Source organism: Streptomyces sp. NPDC015242, assembly GCF_043079125.1.
Classification (GTDB): Bacteria; Actinomycetota; Actinomycetes; order Streptomycetales; family Streptomycetaceae; genus Streptomyces.
Window position 1 is genome coordinate 564,607 of the sequence record NZ_JBIBUF010000003.1, and the last position, 14,887, is coordinate 579,493.

The 14,887-nt window shown below is 71.3% G+C and carries 16 protein-coding genes; 4 read left to right on the forward strand and 12 right to left on the reverse strand.

The genetic code is table 11. The features are described from left to right. Nucleotides 1-36: 36 nt before the first annotated feature. The gene (locus tag ACF07N_RS14055) at nt 37-789 is read right to left on the reverse strand and encodes an MBL fold metallo-hydrolase (protein WP_392112154.1); all 753 of its coding nucleotides are present in this window, start codon (nt 787-789) and stop codon (nt 37-39) included. A 213-nt stretch (nt 790-1,002) separates the two neighbouring features. Between ACF07N_RS14055 and ACF07N_RS14060 the strand changes: the two genes are divergently transcribed. Further along, entirely contained in the window at nt 1,003-1,449 is a 447-nt protein-coding gene (locus ACF07N_RS14060; RefSeq protein ID WP_392112157.1) for a type II toxin-antitoxin system PemK/MazF family toxin, read from the forward strand. A gap of 91 nt (nt 1,450-1,540) precedes the next feature. Here the strand turns inward: ACF07N_RS14060 and ACF07N_RS14065 are convergent, their stop codons facing one another. The 7 genes from ACF07N_RS14065 to clpS all read right to left on the reverse strand — a co-directional run bounded on the left by ACF07N_RS14065 (nt 1,541) and on the right by clpS (nt 6,387). Next, the gene (locus ACF07N_RS14065) at nt 1,541-2,491 is read right to left on the reverse strand and encodes a PLP-dependent cysteine synthase family protein (RefSeq protein WP_383328530.1); all 951 of its coding nucleotides are present in this window, start codon (nt 2,489-2,491) and stop codon (nt 1,541-1,543) included. A 6-nt stretch (nt 2,492-2,497) separates the two neighbouring features. Then, complete coding sequence (locus ACF07N_RS14070; protein ID WP_383328533.1) at nt 2,498-2,776, reverse strand: MoaD/ThiS family protein; 279 nt, start codon at nt 2,774-2,776, stop codon at nt 2,498-2,500. A gap of 123 nt (nt 2,777-2,899) precedes the next feature. After that, nucleotides 2,900-2,995 (reverse strand): putative leader peptide, encoded by a 96-nt coding sequence (locus tag ACF07N_RS14075; RefSeq protein WP_311688247.1) that lies wholly within the window; start codon nt 2,993-2,995, stop codon nt 2,900-2,902. Nucleotides 2,996-3,105: 110 nt separating this feature from the next. Next, entirely contained in the window at nt 3,106-3,528 is a 423-nt protein-coding gene (locus ACF07N_RS14080) for a Mov34/MPN/PAD-1 family protein (RefSeq protein ID WP_383328537.1), read from the reverse strand. A gap of 130 nt (nt 3,529-3,658) precedes the next feature. Continuing rightward, nucleotides 3,659-5,086 carry an amino acid permease gene (locus tag ACF07N_RS14085; RefSeq protein ID WP_383328540.1) on the reverse strand — a complete coding sequence of 476 codons (1,428 nt, stop codon included), beginning with the start codon at nt 5,084-5,086 and terminating at the stop codon, nt 3,659-3,661. Nucleotides 5,087-5,429: 343 nt separating this feature from the next. Beyond that, nucleotides 5,430-6,038: a DUF2017 domain-containing protein gene (locus ACF07N_RS14090; protein ID WP_392112163.1), complete on the reverse strand. Its 609-nt coding sequence runs from the start codon at nt 6,036-6,038 to the stop codon at nt 5,430-5,432. Nucleotides 6,039-6,069: 31 nt separating this feature from the next. Further along, a complete protein-coding gene (gene clpS / locus ACF07N_RS14095) occupies nt 6,070-6,387 on the reverse strand; it encodes an ATP-dependent Clp protease adapter ClpS (protein WP_137301422.1) in 318 nt (105 codons plus the stop codon). A 107-nt stretch (nt 6,388-6,494) separates the two neighbouring features. On the opposite strand from clpS, the gene ACF07N_RS14100 reads away from it, so the two are divergent. Beyond that, nucleotides 6,495-7,841, forward strand: coding sequence for a nicotinate phosphoribosyltransferase (locus ACF07N_RS14100; protein ID WP_392112166.1), 1,347 nt, complete (start codon nt 6,495-6,497; stop codon nt 7,839-7,841). 115 nt (nt 7,842-7,956) lie between these two features. After that, nucleotides 7,957-8,547 carry a nicotinamidase gene (locus ACF07N_RS14105; protein WP_392112169.1) on the forward strand — a complete coding sequence of 197 codons (591 nt, stop codon included), beginning with the start codon at nt 7,957-7,959 and terminating at the stop codon, nt 8,545-8,547. A gap of 18 nt (nt 8,548-8,565) precedes the next feature. Here the strand turns inward: ACF07N_RS14105 and ACF07N_RS14110 are convergent, their stop codons facing one another. Continuing rightward, nucleotides 8,566-8,910: a hypothetical protein gene (locus ACF07N_RS14110; RefSeq protein ID WP_383328552.1), complete on the reverse strand. Its 345-nt coding sequence runs from the start codon at nt 8,908-8,910 to the stop codon at nt 8,566-8,568. 122 nt (nt 8,911-9,032) lie between these two features. Continuing rightward, entirely contained in the window at nt 9,033-11,381 is a 2,349-nt protein-coding gene (locus tag ACF07N_RS14115) for an immune inhibitor A domain-containing protein (RefSeq protein WP_392112172.1), read from the reverse strand. 405 nt (nt 11,382-11,786) lie between these two features. Here ACF07N_RS14115 and ACF07N_RS14120 point away from each other — a divergent pair, with 405 nt between their 5' ends. After that, on the forward strand, nt 11,787-12,065 hold the full coding sequence (locus tag ACF07N_RS14120) for a hypothetical protein (RefSeq protein ID WP_392112422.1): 279 nt from the start codon (nt 11,787-11,789) through the stop codon (nt 12,063-12,065). A gap of 42 nt (nt 12,066-12,107) precedes the next feature. Here the strand turns inward: ACF07N_RS14120 and ACF07N_RS14125 are convergent, their stop codons facing one another. Both ACF07N_RS14125 and ACF07N_RS14130 read right to left on the reverse strand, forming a co-directional pair. Continuing rightward, entirely contained in the window at nt 12,108-12,872 is a 765-nt protein-coding gene (locus ACF07N_RS14125; RefSeq protein WP_392112175.1) for an RDD family protein, read from the reverse strand. 60 nt (nt 12,873-12,932) lie between these two features. Continuing rightward, on the reverse strand, nt 12,933-14,852 hold the full coding sequence (locus ACF07N_RS14130) for an RDD family protein (protein ID WP_392112178.1): 1,920 nt from the start codon (nt 14,850-14,852) through the stop codon (nt 12,933-12,935). Nucleotides 14,853-14,887 lie beyond the last annotated feature (35 nt).

Here is a 14,887-nt window from a genome sequence, read left to right on the forward strand (position 1 = left end):
CCGAGCGGTTCCGGGGCCCTCGCGCGTGCGGACCGCTCAGATCTCGTACGTCTGCCGGGGTGCGGCGAGGTCCACGGGGCCGTCGTAGACCTCGCGGGCGTCGACGAGGTTGACCTGCGGGTCGGTCCACGGCGGGATGTGGGTGAGGACCAGGCGCCGGGCGCCGGCCCGGGCCGCCGTCTCGCCCGCCTCACGGCCGTTGAGGTGCAGGTCGGGAATGCTCTCCTTGCCGTGCGTGAACGCCGCCTCGCACAGGAACAGGTCGGCGTCCCGGGCGAGTTCGTCCAGGGCGGGGCTCACGCCGGTGTCGCCGGAGTACGTCAGGACCTTGCCCTCGTGCTCGACGCGGATGCCGTACGCCTCCACGGGGTGGGCCACCCGCTCGGTGTGCACCGTGAAGGGGCCGACGTCGAAGGTGGACGGCTTGACCGTGTGGAAGTCGAAGACCTCGCTCATCGAGGAGGCGGTGGGGGTGTCCGCGTAGGCGGTGGTCAGCCGGTGTTCCGTGCCCTCGGGGCCGTAGACGGGGAGCGGATCGCAGCGGCCGCCGTCGTGGCGGTAGTAGCGCGCGACGAAGTACGCGCACATGTCGATGCAGTGGTCGGCGTGCAGGTGGCTGAGGAAGATCGCGTCGAGGTCGTAGAGACCGCAGTGGCGCTGCAGCTCGCCCAGGGCGCCGTTGCCCATGTCGAGGAGCAGCCGGAAGCCGTCGGCCTCGACGAGGTAGCTCGAGCAGGCCGATTCCGCGGACGGGAACGACCCCGAGCAGCCGACGACGGTGAGCTTCATGAAGCAGAAACCTCCGCTGGCGGGATGGGTGTGGTAAGGGCGTCGGGGGTCGTGCGGTTCGTCGAGCGTAAGGCGCGAAACCTCCGGTAGCTCCTCCGCCAAGGCCCGTTGTGGGCGAACTCACCTGTGGTGTCACCGGTTCGGCTGGCAGGGCCGGGCGGGATCCGCACGCGGACGGGCGCGTGGGAGGGAGTACGCCGGTACCGTCTCAGTATGGACACGTCCTGGTGGCTCGCGCTCGCCGCGGTGGTACTGCTCGCGCTCGTCGCCACGCTCGTCGACGGCTGGGGACGGGGCCGGCGCACCCTGGAGCGGCGGACCCGGAGGACGGCCCCGGGCCCGCCGGTGACGGGACGGCCGCAGCCCGCGGAGATCTGGTGGGCGGAGGTGCCCTACGAGGACGCGGCGGTCACCAAGGACCGGCCGTGCCTGGTGCTGGCGGTGCGCGGGGAGCGGGCGACGGTCGCGAAGATCACCACCCGGTTCCGGCACGAGCACGCGGTGATCCCGCTGCCGCCCGGCACGGTCGGCGACGCCCGGGGCCGGGCGAGCTTCCTGGAGACCGACGAGCTGCGGGAGGTCCCGGTGCGGGGCTTCCGGCGCCGGGTCGGGGTGGTCGATCCGGGGCTGTGGGACCAGGTGCGCCACCTGGCGGGATGATCCGGGCGCCGGGCGACCCGGAGGACAGGGGACGGAACAGCGAAGGGGCCGGAGTCGCGACCCCAGCCCCTCGGTGTGTCCGTGCCGTCGGCTACGCCCAGAGCTGTCCCTGGAGCGTCTCGATGGCCTCCTCCGTGGTGGCGGCCGTGTAGACGCCGGTGGAGAGGTACTTCCAGCCTCCGTCGGCGACGACGAAGACGATGTCGGCCGGCTCGCCCGCCTTGACTGCCTTGCGGCCCACGCCGATCGCGGCGTGCAGCGCGGCGCCCGTGGAGACGCCGGCGAAGATGCCCTCCTGCTGGAGCAGCTCGCGGGTGCGCGTCACCGCGTCCGCCGAGCCGACCGAGAAGCGCGTGGTGAGCACCGACGCGTCGTACAGCTCCGGCACGAACCCCTCGTCGAGGTTGCGCAGGCCGTAGACCAGGTCGTCGTAGCGCGGTTCGGCCGCGACGATCTGCACGCCGGGCTTGTGCTCGCGCAGGTAGCGGCCGACGCCCATGAGCGTGCCGGTGGTGCCGAGGCCGGCCACGAAGTGCGTGACGGACGGCAGGTCGGCGAGGATCTCGGGGCCGGTGGTCGCGTAGTGGGCGCCCGCGTTGTCCGGGTTGCCGTACTGGTAGAGCATCACCCAGTCCGGGTGCTCGGCTGAGAGCTCCTTGGCGACGCGCACGGCGGTGTTGGAGCCTCCCGCGGCCGGGGAGGAGATGATCTCGGCGCCCCACATGGCCAGCAGGTCACGGCGTTCCTGCGAGGTGTTCTCGGGCATCACGCAGACGATGCGGTAGCCCTTGAGCTTCGCCGCCATGGCCAGGGAGATGCCGGTGTTGCCCGAGGTCGGCTCCAGGATCGTGCAGCCGGGGGTGAGCCGGCCGTCCTTCTCCGCCTGCTCGATCATGTGCAGGGCGGGACGGTCCTTGACCGAGCCGGTCGGGTTGCGGTCCTCCAGCTTCGCCCAGATGCGGACGTCGGGGGACGGCGACAGCCGCGGCAGGCGCACCAAGGGGGTGTTGCCCACCGCGGCCAGGGGTGAGTCGTAGCGCATCGGTGATCAGACCATGCCGCCGGCCACGGCCGGCAGGATCGTGACGTTGTCGCCGTCCGACAGCTTGGTGTTGATGCCGTCGAGGAAGCGCACGTCCTCGTCGTTCAGGTACACGTTGACGAAGCGGCGCAGCTGGTCGCCGTCCACGATGCGGGCCTGGATGCCCGCATGCCGGGTCTCGAGGTCGTTGAACAGGTCGGCGAGGGTGTCCCCGGTGCCCTCCACCGCCTTCTGGCCGTCGGTGTAGGTGCGGAGGATGGTCGGGATGCGGACCTCGATGGCCATGGCTCAGGGCTCCTGTCGGAAGGTGTCGTCGGGTGGTGGCGCGCGGCGGCGCGGGCTTGCGTGGTCGTACGCAGGTGGAGCGTTTCGCCGCGGCTCACGGCCGTACGGCGGCAGGGTGCTGCGTCAACAGATGGCGCTGGCGAGCCTGCACAGGTCGACGTGCAGCCGCGCCACGAGCAGATCGCCCGGCGTCTTTTCGCTCACGTCGTGGAAAACCATGGGCTCATCGTATCGATTCCCGGCCGGGCCCCCGGAGTGTGATCCCACACTTCGGACGTTATTCATCCGCATGTCGAGATTCCTGCGCTGCGTCCGAGCTCAGGCCTGGCTCAGTACGCCTCGACGATCCGGACCTCCTCCTCGGTGACCTCGCCCTCGACGATCCGGAAGGAACGGAACTGGAACTCGCCGGCCCCGTCGGTGTCGGCGGTGGAGACCAGGACGTAGTGCGCGCCGGGCTCGTTGGCGTAGGAGATGTCGGTGCGCGAGGGGTAGGCCTCGGTGGCCGTGTGGGAGTGGTAGATGACCACCGGTTCCTCGTCGCGGTCGTCCATCTCGCGGTAGAGCCTGAGCAGGTCGCCGGAGTCGAACTCGTAGAACGTGGGCGACATGGCCGCGTTCAGCATGGGGATGAAGCGCTCGGGTCGGTCCGAGCCGGCCGGTCCGGCGACGACGCCGCACGCCTCGTCGGGGTGGTCCTTGCGCGCGTGCGCGACGATCCGGTCGACCAGGTCCTGGGTGATGGTCAGCATGTGCGTCAGGATAAGCAGAAGGGCCGTTCCGTACCGAGGGATGGTACGGAACGGCCCACATGCCGGACGCCCTGAGCGGCAGCCGCGGGGAGTACCACGAGAACTCCCCGCGGCTGGACGTCCTGGCTGGTCAGCCGACCTTCTCGAACTCCGCGTCGTCGCGGCGCTCGGCGATCTGCGGGTTGCGGCGCTTGAGGACCGCCCAGCCGGCGCCGAGGGCGACGGCCCAGCCGGCCGCGACGTACAGGCAGATCCGCGCGTCCTTGTCGTAGGCGATCATGCAGGTCACGCCGATGAGGAAGAGGAGCGCGACCCAGCTGAACAGGGCTCCGCCGGGGGCGGGGAAGGACGAGGCGCGCAGCCGGCCCGCGTCGACCGCGGCGCGGTAGCGGATGTGGCTGACGAGGATCATCATCCAGGTCCAGATGCCGGCCGCGGTGGCGACGGAGGTGACGTAGAGGAACGCCTTCTCCGGGACCACGTAGTTCAGGACCACGCCGATGCCCATGAGGGCCACGGAGACGGTGATGCCGACGGCGGGCGTCTTGCGGGCGTTGAGCTTGCCGAAGGCCTGCGGCGCCTCGCTGTTGGAGGCCAGGTCGCGCAGCATGCGGCCGGTGGAGTACATGCCCGAGTTGCAGGACGACAGGGCCGCGGTGAGCACCACGAAGTTGACGATGCCCGCGGCGAGCGGGATTCCGATCTTGCCGAAGGCGTGCACGAAGGGGCTCTCGCCGGCGGAGAACTCGGTCCACTTGACGACGGAGAGGATCACCAGCAGGGCGCCGACGTAGAAGACGATGATGCGCCAGGGCAGGGTGTTGATGGCCTTGGGCAGGGTCTTCTCGGGGTTCTCGGACTCGCCCGCGGTGACGCCGACGAGCTCGACGGCGAGGTAGGCGAACATGACGCCCTGGAGCGTCATCAGGCTGGAGCCGATGCCGTTCGGGAAGAAGCCGTCGTGCGCCCAGAGGTTGGAGACGGTGGCGGTGTCACCGGCGTCGGAGAAGCCGAGGGTGAGCACGCCGAGGCCGATGACGATCATGCCGATGATGGCCGTGACCTTGATCATCGAGAACCAGAACTCGACCTCGCCGAAGATCTTGACCGAGATCAGGTTGACGCCGAAGAGCACCACCAGGAACACCAGGGCGCTGACCCACTGCGGGATCTCCGGGAACCAGAAGTGGATGTAGATGGCGGCGGCCGTGAGCTCGGCCATGCCGGTGACCACCCACATGAGCCAGTACGTCCAGCCCGTGACGAACCCGAAGAACGGGCCGAGGAACTCGCGCGCGTACTCGGCGAAGGAGCCGGAGACGGGCCGGTAGAGGAGCAGTTCGCCCAGGGCCCGCATGATGAAGAAGATCACGACGCCCGCGAGGGCGTACATGAGGATGATGCTGGGTCCCGCCTTGGCGATGTTCGCTCCGGCACCCATGAACAGGCCGACGCCGATGGCGCCGCCGATCGCGATCATCTGGACCTGGCGACTGCCCAGGCCCCGCTCGTAGCCCTCCTCGGGCACGTTTTCCGTGTCGACCTGCGCAGAGGTCATGTGTGGTGCGCCTTTCTCCATGCCGACCCGGGCCTCTCGTCGGCCTCGGATCGGGTTTCGATCCCCCCGGATTGCTGGAGTCGTGCCTGGCCGGCGGTTGCCGGCTCGGTGGCGCACCCGGCCGGACATTCGGGTGGTGTCCCGCCGGGCGATCGTGAAGATTTATCACGGCCGTCGAACTGATCGCCGCACGGCGGTGTGGCGCACCGCACAAGCAAAAGAGGACAAAGCGTCACCTGGACCGCCATAGGCGGCGGGCGCGGTGACGGGATCGTTATCCGGATTTGAGTGTCCTCTGAGCGAACACCGCATGGTCGCCGGAGGATCACGAAACCCGCACGGATCAGGGCATCAGCGTTCCGACCAGCGTCTCCTGGAGTCCGCCGAGCCACAAGTAGGCCATCACCATCGGCTTGCGCGGGTCGTCGTCCGGGAGGCGGTAGAGGAGGTCGGTGTCCTCCTCCTCGGCGATCTCCAGCCGGGAGCCGATCGCGAGCCGCAGGTCGTTCAGCGCGCCCAGCCACCGCCGGGACTCCTCCACCGACAGCTTCAGCACCGCTCCGCCCTCGCCGGCCGAGGTCGAGGCGAGCGCGTCCAGGGAGCGGACCACCGCGAGGGCGTTGTCCCGCTTGCCGGCCCGCAGGTCGTTCTCGGTGTAGCGGCGGAACTCGGCCGAGTAGGCGCGCTGCTCCTCGGCGTCCTGCGCCGAGGCGGGCCGCTCGGGGTCGCTGTAGGCGTCCGGGAACAGGCGCCGGAGCACCGGGTCGGCGGGCGGCTCGCTCGGGCCCTCGGCGAACAGCTCGGCGAGCGGGTCGCCGGAGGCGTCCTCGGCGGGGCCGGGGCCGATGAGCTCCAGGAGCTGGACGGCCAGCGACCGGATGATGGAGATCTCGACGTCGTCGAGGGCGACGGCCGCGCCGCCGCCGGGGAGCGGTTCGAAGGTTCCGGGCATGAACGCCTTTTCGCTGCTGGGCGGGTGCGGGCTACTTGCGGTCCTGCTGGAGGGTGGCCCACAGGCCGTAGCCGTGCATGGCCTGCACGTCGCGTTCCATCTCCTCGCGGGTGCCGCTGGAGACGACCGCCCGGCCCTTGTGGTGGACGTCGAGCATGAGCTTGGTGGCCTTGTCCTTGGAGTAGCCGAAGTACGTCTGGAAGACGTACGTCACGTAGCTCATGAGGTTGACCGGGTCGTTGTGCACGATGGTGACCCAGGGGACGTCGGGCTCGGGTACGGCGAAGACCTCCTCCGCCGACTCGGTGCGTTCGATCTCCAGGGGCGCGGGTGACGTCACACTGCCCATGCTGCCACCCGAGGGGGGTAGTCGCACAAACGGGCCTGGCCGGGAGGCGATCGCGTCCTCCGGGACCGCAATCGTCAGATTGACGAAATGGGGGTACGCTCCTCACCATGAACACAGCGGACCTTGGGCTGCCGGTGGATGTTCCCTCGACGGCGCTCTTCACGGACCAGTACGAGCTGACGATGCTGCGGGCCGCTCTCGCCTCGGGCACGGCCGAGCGGCGGAGCGTGTTCGAGGTCTTCACCCGGCGACTGCCGGACGGGCGCCGCTACGGCGTCGTGGCGGGCACCGGGCGGGTGCTGGACGCGGTGGAGAACTTCCGCTTCGACCCGGGCGTCCTGGGCTTCCTGCGCGAGCGCGGCATCGTCGACGAGCAGACCCTGGAGTGGCTCGCCGGCTACCGCTTCAGCGGCGACATCTGGGGCTACCCCGAGGGCGAGGTGTACTTCCCCGGCTCGCCGATCATGCGGGTGGAGGGCACCTTCGCCGAGTGCGTGCTGCTGGAGACGGTGATCCTGTCGATCCTCAACCACGACTCGGCGATCGCCGCGGCCGCCTCGCGCATGTCGGCGGCGGCCGGCGACCGGCCGCTGATCGAGATGGGCGCCCGGCGCACCCACGAGCTGGCGGCGGTGGCGGCCTCCCGGGCCGCGTACGTCGGCGGCTTCTCGACCACCTCCGACCTGGCCGCCGGCTTCCGCTACGGCATCCCCACCGTCGGCACCTCCGCACACGCCTTCACGCTGCTGCACGACAGTGAGCGGGACGCCTTCCGGGCCCAGGTGGAGACGCTGGGCCGGGGCACCACGCTGCTGGTGGACACCTACGACGTCGACGAGGCGGTCCGGACGGCCGTGGAGGTCGCCGGGACCGGGCTCGGGGCCGTGCGGATCGACTCCGGCGACCTGCTGCTGGTCGCGCACCGGGTGCGCCGGCAGCTGGACGAGCTGGGCGCGACCGACACCAAGATCGTCGTCACCTCCGACCTGGACGAGTACGCCATCGCCTCGCTGGCGGCGGCGCCCGTGGACGCCTACGGCGTCGGCACCCAGCTGGTGACCGGCTCCGGGCACCCCACCTCGTCGATGGTCTACAAGCTGGTCGCGCGGGCGGAGTCGGCGGACCCGAAGGCACCGCTGGTGCCGGTGGCGAAGAAGTCCAGCGGCGGCAAGACGTCGGTGGGCGGGCGCAAGTGGGCCGCCCGGCGGCTCGACTCCCACGGGATCGCCGAGGCCGAGGTGATCGGCACCGGGCGGGTGCCGGCCGCGCTCGCGGACCGGCAGCTGCTGGTGGAGCTGGTCAAGGGCGGCGAGGTGGTGGCGCGCGAGCCGCTGGACGCGGCGCGGGACCGGCACACGGCGGCGCGCGCGGGGCTCCCGATGTCGGCCACCCAGCTCTCCCGGGGGGAGCCGGTCATTCCGACGGAGTACCTGCACGAGGGCTCGGGTAGCTAATGGCGGTGTGCCGCGATGCGCCGACCCGCGCCCCCTCCCGACCCCGCTCACTTGTTCGTAGGCTCGGCAGTGCACCGGCCGGGCTCGCCGACCCCATAGCCGAAGGACACCGACCATGCGCCGCGCCTTGATCGTCGTAGACGTGCAGAACGACTTCTGCGAGGGGGGCAGCCTCGCCGTGTCCGGCGGCGCCGACGTGGCCGCCGCCGTCACCGAGCTGATCGGCCAGGCCAGCGGGTCCGGCTACCAGCACGTGGTGGCCACCCGCGACCACCACATCGCGCCCGGCGGCCACTTCTCCGCCAGCCCCGACTACGTCCGCTCCTGGCCGGCGCACTGCGTCGCCGGCACGGAGGGCGTCGGCTTCCACCCGAACTTCGCCCCCGCGGTCGCCTCCGGGGCCATCGACGCCGTCTTCGACAAGGGGGCGTACGCGGCGGCCTACAGCGGCTTCGAGGGGACCGACGAGAACGGCACCACCCTGGCCGACTGGCTGCGCTCCCGCGAGGTCACCGAGGTCGACGTGGTCGGCATCGCCACGGACCACTGCGTGCGCGCCACGGCCCTGGACGCCGCGAAGGAGGGTTTCCGCACCCAGGTCCTGCTCGACCTCACCGCGGGCGTGGCCGCGGAGACCACCGAGCGGGCCCTGGAGGAGCTGCGGGAAGCGGGCGTGGAGCTCACCGGCAAGCCGGTCGTCCAGTAGCCCCGGCGGGCCTGGCGGTCAGGTCTGGGCCGAGGGGCGCCGCAGCAGGGACCTGATCGGGCGCCACAACTCCTGGACCAGGTCCGGGCCGCCCACGACACCGTTGTCAGGGGCCGTGCGCCATATCAGTCCGTCGGGATGGTGCAGGACCGCCGTGATCTCGTCGGGGGTCGGCGGGGCGGCGTTGCCGCGCAGGTACACCGAGCGCAGACCGAGGTTGCGGAGCCTGGTCAGGGCCCGCGCCCGGTTCACGGAGTGGACGAGCACCCGGACGGCGCCGGGGCCGTCGGCGGCGGGGCTGGGCAGATTCAGCGCCACCACCACCGTGCCGTTCGGCAACTTGCAGAAGCCTCCTGCGGCCATGTGGTCATACCCCCGTGTCGGTCGGTGTCAATAAGCGAGCCACAGGACGCACCTAAACACGGATCGGCGGTGACCCGCCAGTGGGTCACCGCCGATCATGTTCTGACCTGCAAGGATGCGGATTACCTACCCGCGGGGCCGACCTCCAGCTCGATCGTCGAGCCGTCCTTGGCCTCCTTGAGGATCTTGATCTTCGTGTTGGTGTCAGTGATCTTGACACCCGCCGTCGGGTTCGACTCGTCGTAGTAGTCGTTCGTCCGGTCGTTGAAGACCGACACACCCTTCGAGCCCGGGATGTACTTCGCCACGTCCGCCTTGTGCAGCGTCATGCCGTCGGTGCGGTAGAGGCTGAAAGGCGAGTCGTAGGACTGGATGCGGTTGCGCATCAGCGTGCCGTCGGCCCACTTCAGCGCGGTCGGGTGGGAGTCGACCGGCAGGACCAGACCGGTGCCCCGGTGCTGGCTGGTGTTGTTGTCCGCCTGGGAGGTGTCCCACTTCCAGATCAGCAGGCCGTTCTGGTACGCGTAGTGCTCGACCCAGTCCGGGCGCTCGGTGAAGCCGAAGTTGTACGGGCCGACCTTGAGGGTCTTGTCGTACGACACGTACTGCCGGTTCTCGGCGATGTAGTACTGCGCGTAGTCCTTGGTGAAGGACGCGCCGATGCGGGAGAAGCCGGTGGCCTTCCACGCCTCGTCCGCGCTCTCGGCGTTGTCCGTGAAGACGGGCGCGCCGTCGGCGGTCACCGTGATCGCGTCGGCCGTGAAGCCCTTCTGGGCCACGCCGCCGTCGGTCTGGTAGCGGAAGCGCAGGTCGATCTTCTTGCCGGCGTAGGCGTCCAGCGAGAAGGCGAGCTTCTTGTAGCCGTCGACCGTGCCGGTCAGGGCCGGCTTGTCACCGCCGTCGCGGGGGATCGGCTGGCCGTCCACCGTGCCGTCGAGGGCGGTCCAGTTGGCGCCGCCGTCGGTCGAGACCTCGGTGTAGAGGTAGTCGTACTCGGCCTCGATGTCGTACCAGCCGTCCAGGGTCAGCTGGGCCTTCGCCTTGCCGGTGAGGTCGACCGAACGCGTCAGCGTGTTCTTGAGGTTGTCACCGCTGCCGCTCCACCACTGGGTCTTGCCCTCGGCGGGGGTGACGAGTTCGGTGGTGACCGCCTTCTTGGGCAGGTCGACGACCAGCGCCTGCTTGTGCTTGGTGTTGTACTCGGCGACGCCCAGCTTGTGCCAGGAGTCGACGCCCGCCTTGGCGCGGTCGTAGTTCAGCCAGCCCAGCTGGAGCTTGTCCCAGGCGGTCATGTCGCCGGGCAGGTCACCGATCTCGTTCTTGCCGGTGCCCAGCCAGGAACCGGACGACATCAGCGTCCAGAAACCGGTGGAGTTCTCGCCGCCCGCGGTGTCGTAGTGGTCGGGCAGGCCGAGGTCGTGGCCGTACTCGTGGGCGTAGACGCCCAGTCCGCCGTTCTCCGGCTGGACGGTGTAGTCGCCGACCCAGATGCCGGTGTCGCCGATCTTCGCGCCGCCGAGCTTGTTGTTCTCGGGGCCGGTGGCGCCGGCGTCGGTGCCGAATGCGTACCAGCGGTGGGCCCAGATCGCGTCCGTGCCCTGCGCGCCGCCGCCCGCGGACTCGTCCTCGCCGGCGTGCACGATCTGGAAGTGGTCGATGTAGCCGTCGGGCTCGTTGAAGTCGCCGTCGCCGTCGAAGTCGTAGCGGTCCCACTCGTCGAACCGTGCGACGTCCGCCTTGATCTGGGCGTCGGTCCTCCCCGCTGCCTTCTGCTGGGAGACCCAGGCGTCCAGGCCGTCGCTGACGACGTTCCACACGCTGGAGCAGTTGGTCTGGCCGCAGGCGTTGTTGCCGTAACGGGCCTCGTTGTAGGGGACCTTGACCCAGTCCGAGACCTCGCCCTCGACCGAGTAGCGACCCGAGGACTGCTTCTCGTAGTAGGTCTTGACCGAGTCGACGCCCTCGCCGGAGCCGAAGTACAGGTCCTGGAAGTAGTCCCGGTCGTAGTCGGCCCGCCAGGCGGTGGAGTTGTCCTTCTTGCGGTCCGGCTTGGGTATCTGGTTGTGCAGCGGGCCGGCGGTGCCGCCGTAGCGCGGGTCGGTCTTGTCGCCGAACTCGACCAGGATCGTGAAGATCTTGTCGGTCTTCTCGCGGCCGAGCTCGACGTACTTGCTGTCGCCCTTCTTGCTCTTGAGCTGGACGACCTTCGAGCCCTCGCGGTCCTTGACCTTGGTCTCGCCGGAGATGACCTGCTCCAGGGCCTCCTGGCGCTGCGCCTCCTGCGTCTTGCTGAGGGGGCCTGCGAGGTCGTGCTCGTCGTGGTGACGGTCCGCCGGGTCGTGCCGGTCCACGGTGGTGGACCGGGGGGCGGAGGTGTCGTCCGCCACCGCGTACGTCGAGGCGGTGGCGGTGGCCGCCGCGAGCGCCACACCGATGGCGGCCGCTCTGAACGTCCAGGGTCTACTGGTCACTTGAGTTCCTCCCCCGCGTGCGTGCGCGCGGAAGGAAGGGGTCCCTGGTCAGGTGCGGGTCCGCGCGCGCGTGATCAACGCGTGTAGTCAAGTGACGACATTTGACTAGAGGTTTGGCAGAAAAGACAGACCTTGACTTGGACAAGTCAAGTGCACTATGCGGAGTCGACGTTCGTTTTACGGACAACCAAACGGTTGCCCCGCCCGGCGGCAGGCGCGTGCATATGTCCACTTCGTGGACGCCATGACTCCGTGCGCCCCCCGTGCACCGCCCTTGTTGGTCAGGTCACGCTTACCGCTCGTTCCGCTCGGGCAGCCTGCCGAATAGAGTCTCTTGGCGGAACGCCCGGAAGCCGGCGGAATGCCAGGCCGACGCCCCCGTGGACCCCCACTTTCGAGGACATGATGGCCATGCCCCGTCCGACCGCCGCACAGCTCGCCTACGGTGCGAGCACCGTGATCTTCTCGACCCTCGCCATGCTGCTGCTGTCGCAGGCGAGTTCGGGTGCCGGGATCGCGCTCATCGCCGTCGCGGCGCTCGCCCTCGGGCTCCTGGTCGCCATGACGGTGCCGCTGCCCGGCAGGCGTTCAGCGGCGGTCGAGCAGCCCGCGCCCGCGGAGCCGGTACGGGCCCCGGTCGCCGCGTCGGCACCGGAACCGGTGCGGGAGCGGGCGGCTTCCTGAGCCCGGTGCTCGGTTTTCTTCAGGACGTGACGCCTACGTGCCTCAAGTGGTGCTGACCACGACCGTTTTGGCCGCCTTGTCGTGCAGGCCCTGCTTGTAGGGACGGTCGAAGAAGCTCCAGCCGCCGGAGATCGCCGTCCAGACGCAGGCACAGCAGAAGGCGAACGGGATCCACAGCACGGCCGCGCGCGCCAGCGCGGTCTGCACGGAGGGCGTGGCGCCGTTGTCGAGGTTGGCCACGCGCAGGTGCAGCAGTTTCTTGCCGAGGGTCTGGCCGGTCCTGGCGGTCAGGGCGGTGTCGTAGGCGATGTAGAGCACGGCGGCGACCGCCGACTGCCAGAACGAGTTGCCCATCTCGATGCGGTCGCTGTCGACGTCGTACTCGCTGACGCCGAAGCTCCAGGTGAGCAGCCAGACGACGACACCGACCAGGATCATGTCGATGATGCGGGCGAGCGTGCGCTTGCCGCTGTCGGCGAGCGGGGGCATGCCGGCGAGGGGGTCGGAGGGGGAGGAACCGCCGCCGTAGGGGTCACCTCCGTAGGGACCGCCACCGGGTGGGCCCCCGCCGTAGGGACCGCCGCCGTAGGGACCGCCACCGGGTGGACCGCCCCCTGGTGGGCCGCCGCCGAAGCCGTCCGCGCCGCCGCCCGGGCCGCTTCCGGCGCCGCTTCCCGGGTACGGCGGGGGTTCGTTGCCGTACGGGGAGCCCGTGCCCTCGCGTGGCGGCTCACCCGGAGGCCGCTTCCTGAACGGGTCGTCTTCCGGGGGCTGCTGACCGGAGCCGGGGGGCGGTTCACTGCTCATGGCCCGAGTCGACCGCGAACCCCCGGGCTCCGCATCCGGCAGACGGCCGTCCGGGGGAGCTCAGCCCGCCACGAACGTGTGCGCGGCCTTGTCGTGCCAGCACTGGCGCCACGGCTTGTCGAAGAGGCACCAGGCGATGCCGACGACCCCGACGACGAGGAGGCCGGGCACGCTGTAGACCAGCCAGCGGCGCAGGGCCGCGCCGAACTCCGGGGTGTCGTGGCCCTCGATGTCCCGCACGTCCAGGCCCATCAGCTTCTTGCCGAGCGTGCGTCCCCACTTGGCGGTGGGCAGCACCTCGCTCAGCACACCGGCGAGCAGCAGCACGACCAGGATGATGCCGAGGTGGACCGAGGTCGTGCCGTCGAGCAGCCACACCGTGACGGTCTCCCCGGAGAGCCTGGCCGCGTCGATCTTCTCGTTGACGTGGTCGACGGCCCTCATGCCGAGCGGGACGGCGGCCCCGGCGGTCAGGCCCAGGAGCACGACCGTGTCCACGAGACGGGCGGCCAGCCGCTTGCCGAGCCCGGCGGGGCGGGCCGAGGCCTGGCGCCGGGCGGCCGCCTGGAACACGTCCTCGACCGGCGGCTTCCAGGGCGCGACGGGCTGCTCGTCGCCCCCGCCGGCTCCGGCGAGCCGGTGCACCTGCTGCGCCCAGGAGGACTGACCGCCACCGGGGCCGGGGCTGAGGGGGGTGGCCGCGGAGGCGCCCGGGCCGGACGGGGAACCGCCGGGCTGCGGGGGGACCGTGGAAGCCGCCTGGGGTCCCGGCAGTGCCGTGGCACCGGCGGCGGGGGCCTGCGCGCCCAGGGGCCCGGCCGCTGCCTGCGCTGCGGCGGCCCGGGCGGCGGCGGCCTTGCCGGCTGCGAAGCCGGGCCGGTTCTCCCCGTCGGCGACACCGGCCGCACCGCCCTGCCCGCGGAAGGCGGGCCCCGCCGGAGCGGGTGCTGGACCGGCCGCGCCGGCGGGACCGCCGAAACCGGAGTTACCGCCCGAGGGAGCGGGAGCGGCCGGGCCGCCGAAGGCGGGCCCCGCCGAAGCACCGCCCGGCGCGGGAGCGCCGCCGAAGGCGGCCGGGGCCGAACCGCCGGACGCGCCCGGGGAACCGGCCGGAGCACCGAAGCCCGGCCCGGTCTGGCCCCTGCCCGGTGCCGAGCCCGGAGAACCGGCCGGGCCGGACGCATCGGCGGAGCCCTGAGCCGGCGGAGAAGCCGGGGAACCGGCGGCACCGGGTGAACCGGCGCCCCGCGCCCCGGTGTTGCCGCTCGTGCCCGCCGCGCCGCCCCGGGGGCCGCCCGAGCGCGGCGGGACCGCCCGGAACGTCATCGTGCCCTCGTCGGGGACCTCGGCGGCGGCCCCTTCCCCGGGCTTGCCCGACGGGCGGCGGAAGACGAACGTGCTGCCGGAGGCCGCCGCGCCGGCCTCACGGCCGGCCGGCGGGATCGACGCCGTGCCGTCGGCGCGCGGGGACTCGCCCGCCGGCCGGCCGTCGCCGCGCGGCACCCTCGGGTCGGCGCCCTGCCGGGTCCCGGACTGCTGGGCACCGGACTGCTGGGCCCCGGGCTGCGCAGCCGCCTGCCGGGGTGTTCCCTGCGCTCCCTGCGCTCCCTGTGCTCCCTGCGGCGCTCCCCACGACACGCGGCGGTCCTGGTCGCCGCCGAAGCCGGACTGGCGGGAGCGGTCCGCGCCCCAGGCGGAGGCCGGTTCGGGACGGCTGCCGTGCTGGGCGTCGGCGGGGGCGGGCTCGTCGACCGGGTCCTCGTCGAAGAAGTGCGGCCCGGTCTCCTCGACCGAGGCGGCGGGCGCCGCGCCCGCACCGGGCGGCGGCGCGAGCGACTCGCCGTCCTTGGGCGCCGGACGGCTGGTGCCCGGCACCCAGGAGGCGCCGTTCCAGTACCGGACGTATCCAGGAATGGACGGGTCCGGGTAATACCCTTCGCGGGGCCTGTCGTCACCGGGGGCCGGGGTTGGGGCGCTCATGTCCGTCGTCCCGTATCTGCTCGGGGGCCAAATGG

Coding starts and splice junctions, on each gene's coding strand:
- ACF07N_RS14055 (WP_392112154.1), bottom strand. CDS start 789: ATGAAGCTCACCGTCGTCGGCTGCTCGGGGTCGTTCCCGTCCGCGGAA.
- ACF07N_RS14060 (WP_392112157.1), top strand. CDS start 1,003: ATGGACACGTCCTGGTGGCTCGCGCTCGCCGCGGTGGTACTGCTCGCG.
- ACF07N_RS14065 (WP_383328530.1), bottom strand. CDS start 2,491: ATGCGCTACGACTCACCCCTGGCCGCGGTGGGCAACACCCCCTTGGTG.
- ACF07N_RS14070 (WP_383328533.1), bottom strand. CDS start 2,776: ATGGCCATCGAGGTCCGCATCCCGACCATCCTCCGCACCTACACCGAC.
- ACF07N_RS14075 (WP_311688247.1), bottom strand. CDS start 2,995: ATGGTTTTCCACGACGTGAGCGAAAAGACGCCGGGCGATCTGCTCGTG.
- ACF07N_RS14080 (WP_383328537.1), bottom strand. CDS start 3,528: ATGCTGACCATCACCCAGGACCTGGTCGACCGGATCGTCGCGCACGCG.
- ACF07N_RS14085 (WP_383328540.1), bottom strand. CDS start 5,086: ATGACCTCTGCGCAGGTCGACACGGAAAACGTGCCCGAGGAGGGCTAC.
- ACF07N_RS14090 (WP_392112163.1), bottom strand. CDS start 6,038: ATGCCCGGAACCTTCGAACCGCTCCCCGGCGGCGGCGCGGCCGTCGCC.
- clpS (WP_137301422.1), bottom strand. CDS start 6,387: ATGGGCAGTGTGACGTCACCCGCGCCCCTGGAGATCGAACGCACCGAG.
- ACF07N_RS14100 (WP_392112166.1), top strand. CDS start 6,495: ATGAACACAGCGGACCTTGGGCTGCCGGTGGATGTTCCCTCGACGGCG.
- ACF07N_RS14105 (WP_392112169.1), top strand. CDS start 7,957: ATGCGCCGCGCCTTGATCGTCGTAGACGTGCAGAACGACTTCTGCGAG.
- ACF07N_RS14110 (WP_383328552.1), bottom strand. CDS start 8,910: ATGGCCGCAGGAGGCTTCTGCAAGTTGCCGAACGGCACGGTGGTGGTG.
- ACF07N_RS14120 (WP_392112422.1), top strand. CDS start 11,787: ATGGCCATGCCCCGTCCGACCGCCGCACAGCTCGCCTACGGTGCGAGC.
- ACF07N_RS14125 (WP_392112175.1), bottom strand. CDS start 12,872: ATGAGCAGTGAACCGCCCCCCGGCTCCGGTCAGCAGCCCCCGGAAGAC.
- ACF07N_RS14130 (WP_392112178.1), bottom strand. CDS start 14,852: ATGAGCGCCCCAACCCCGGCCCCCGGTGACGACAGGCCCCGCGAAGGG.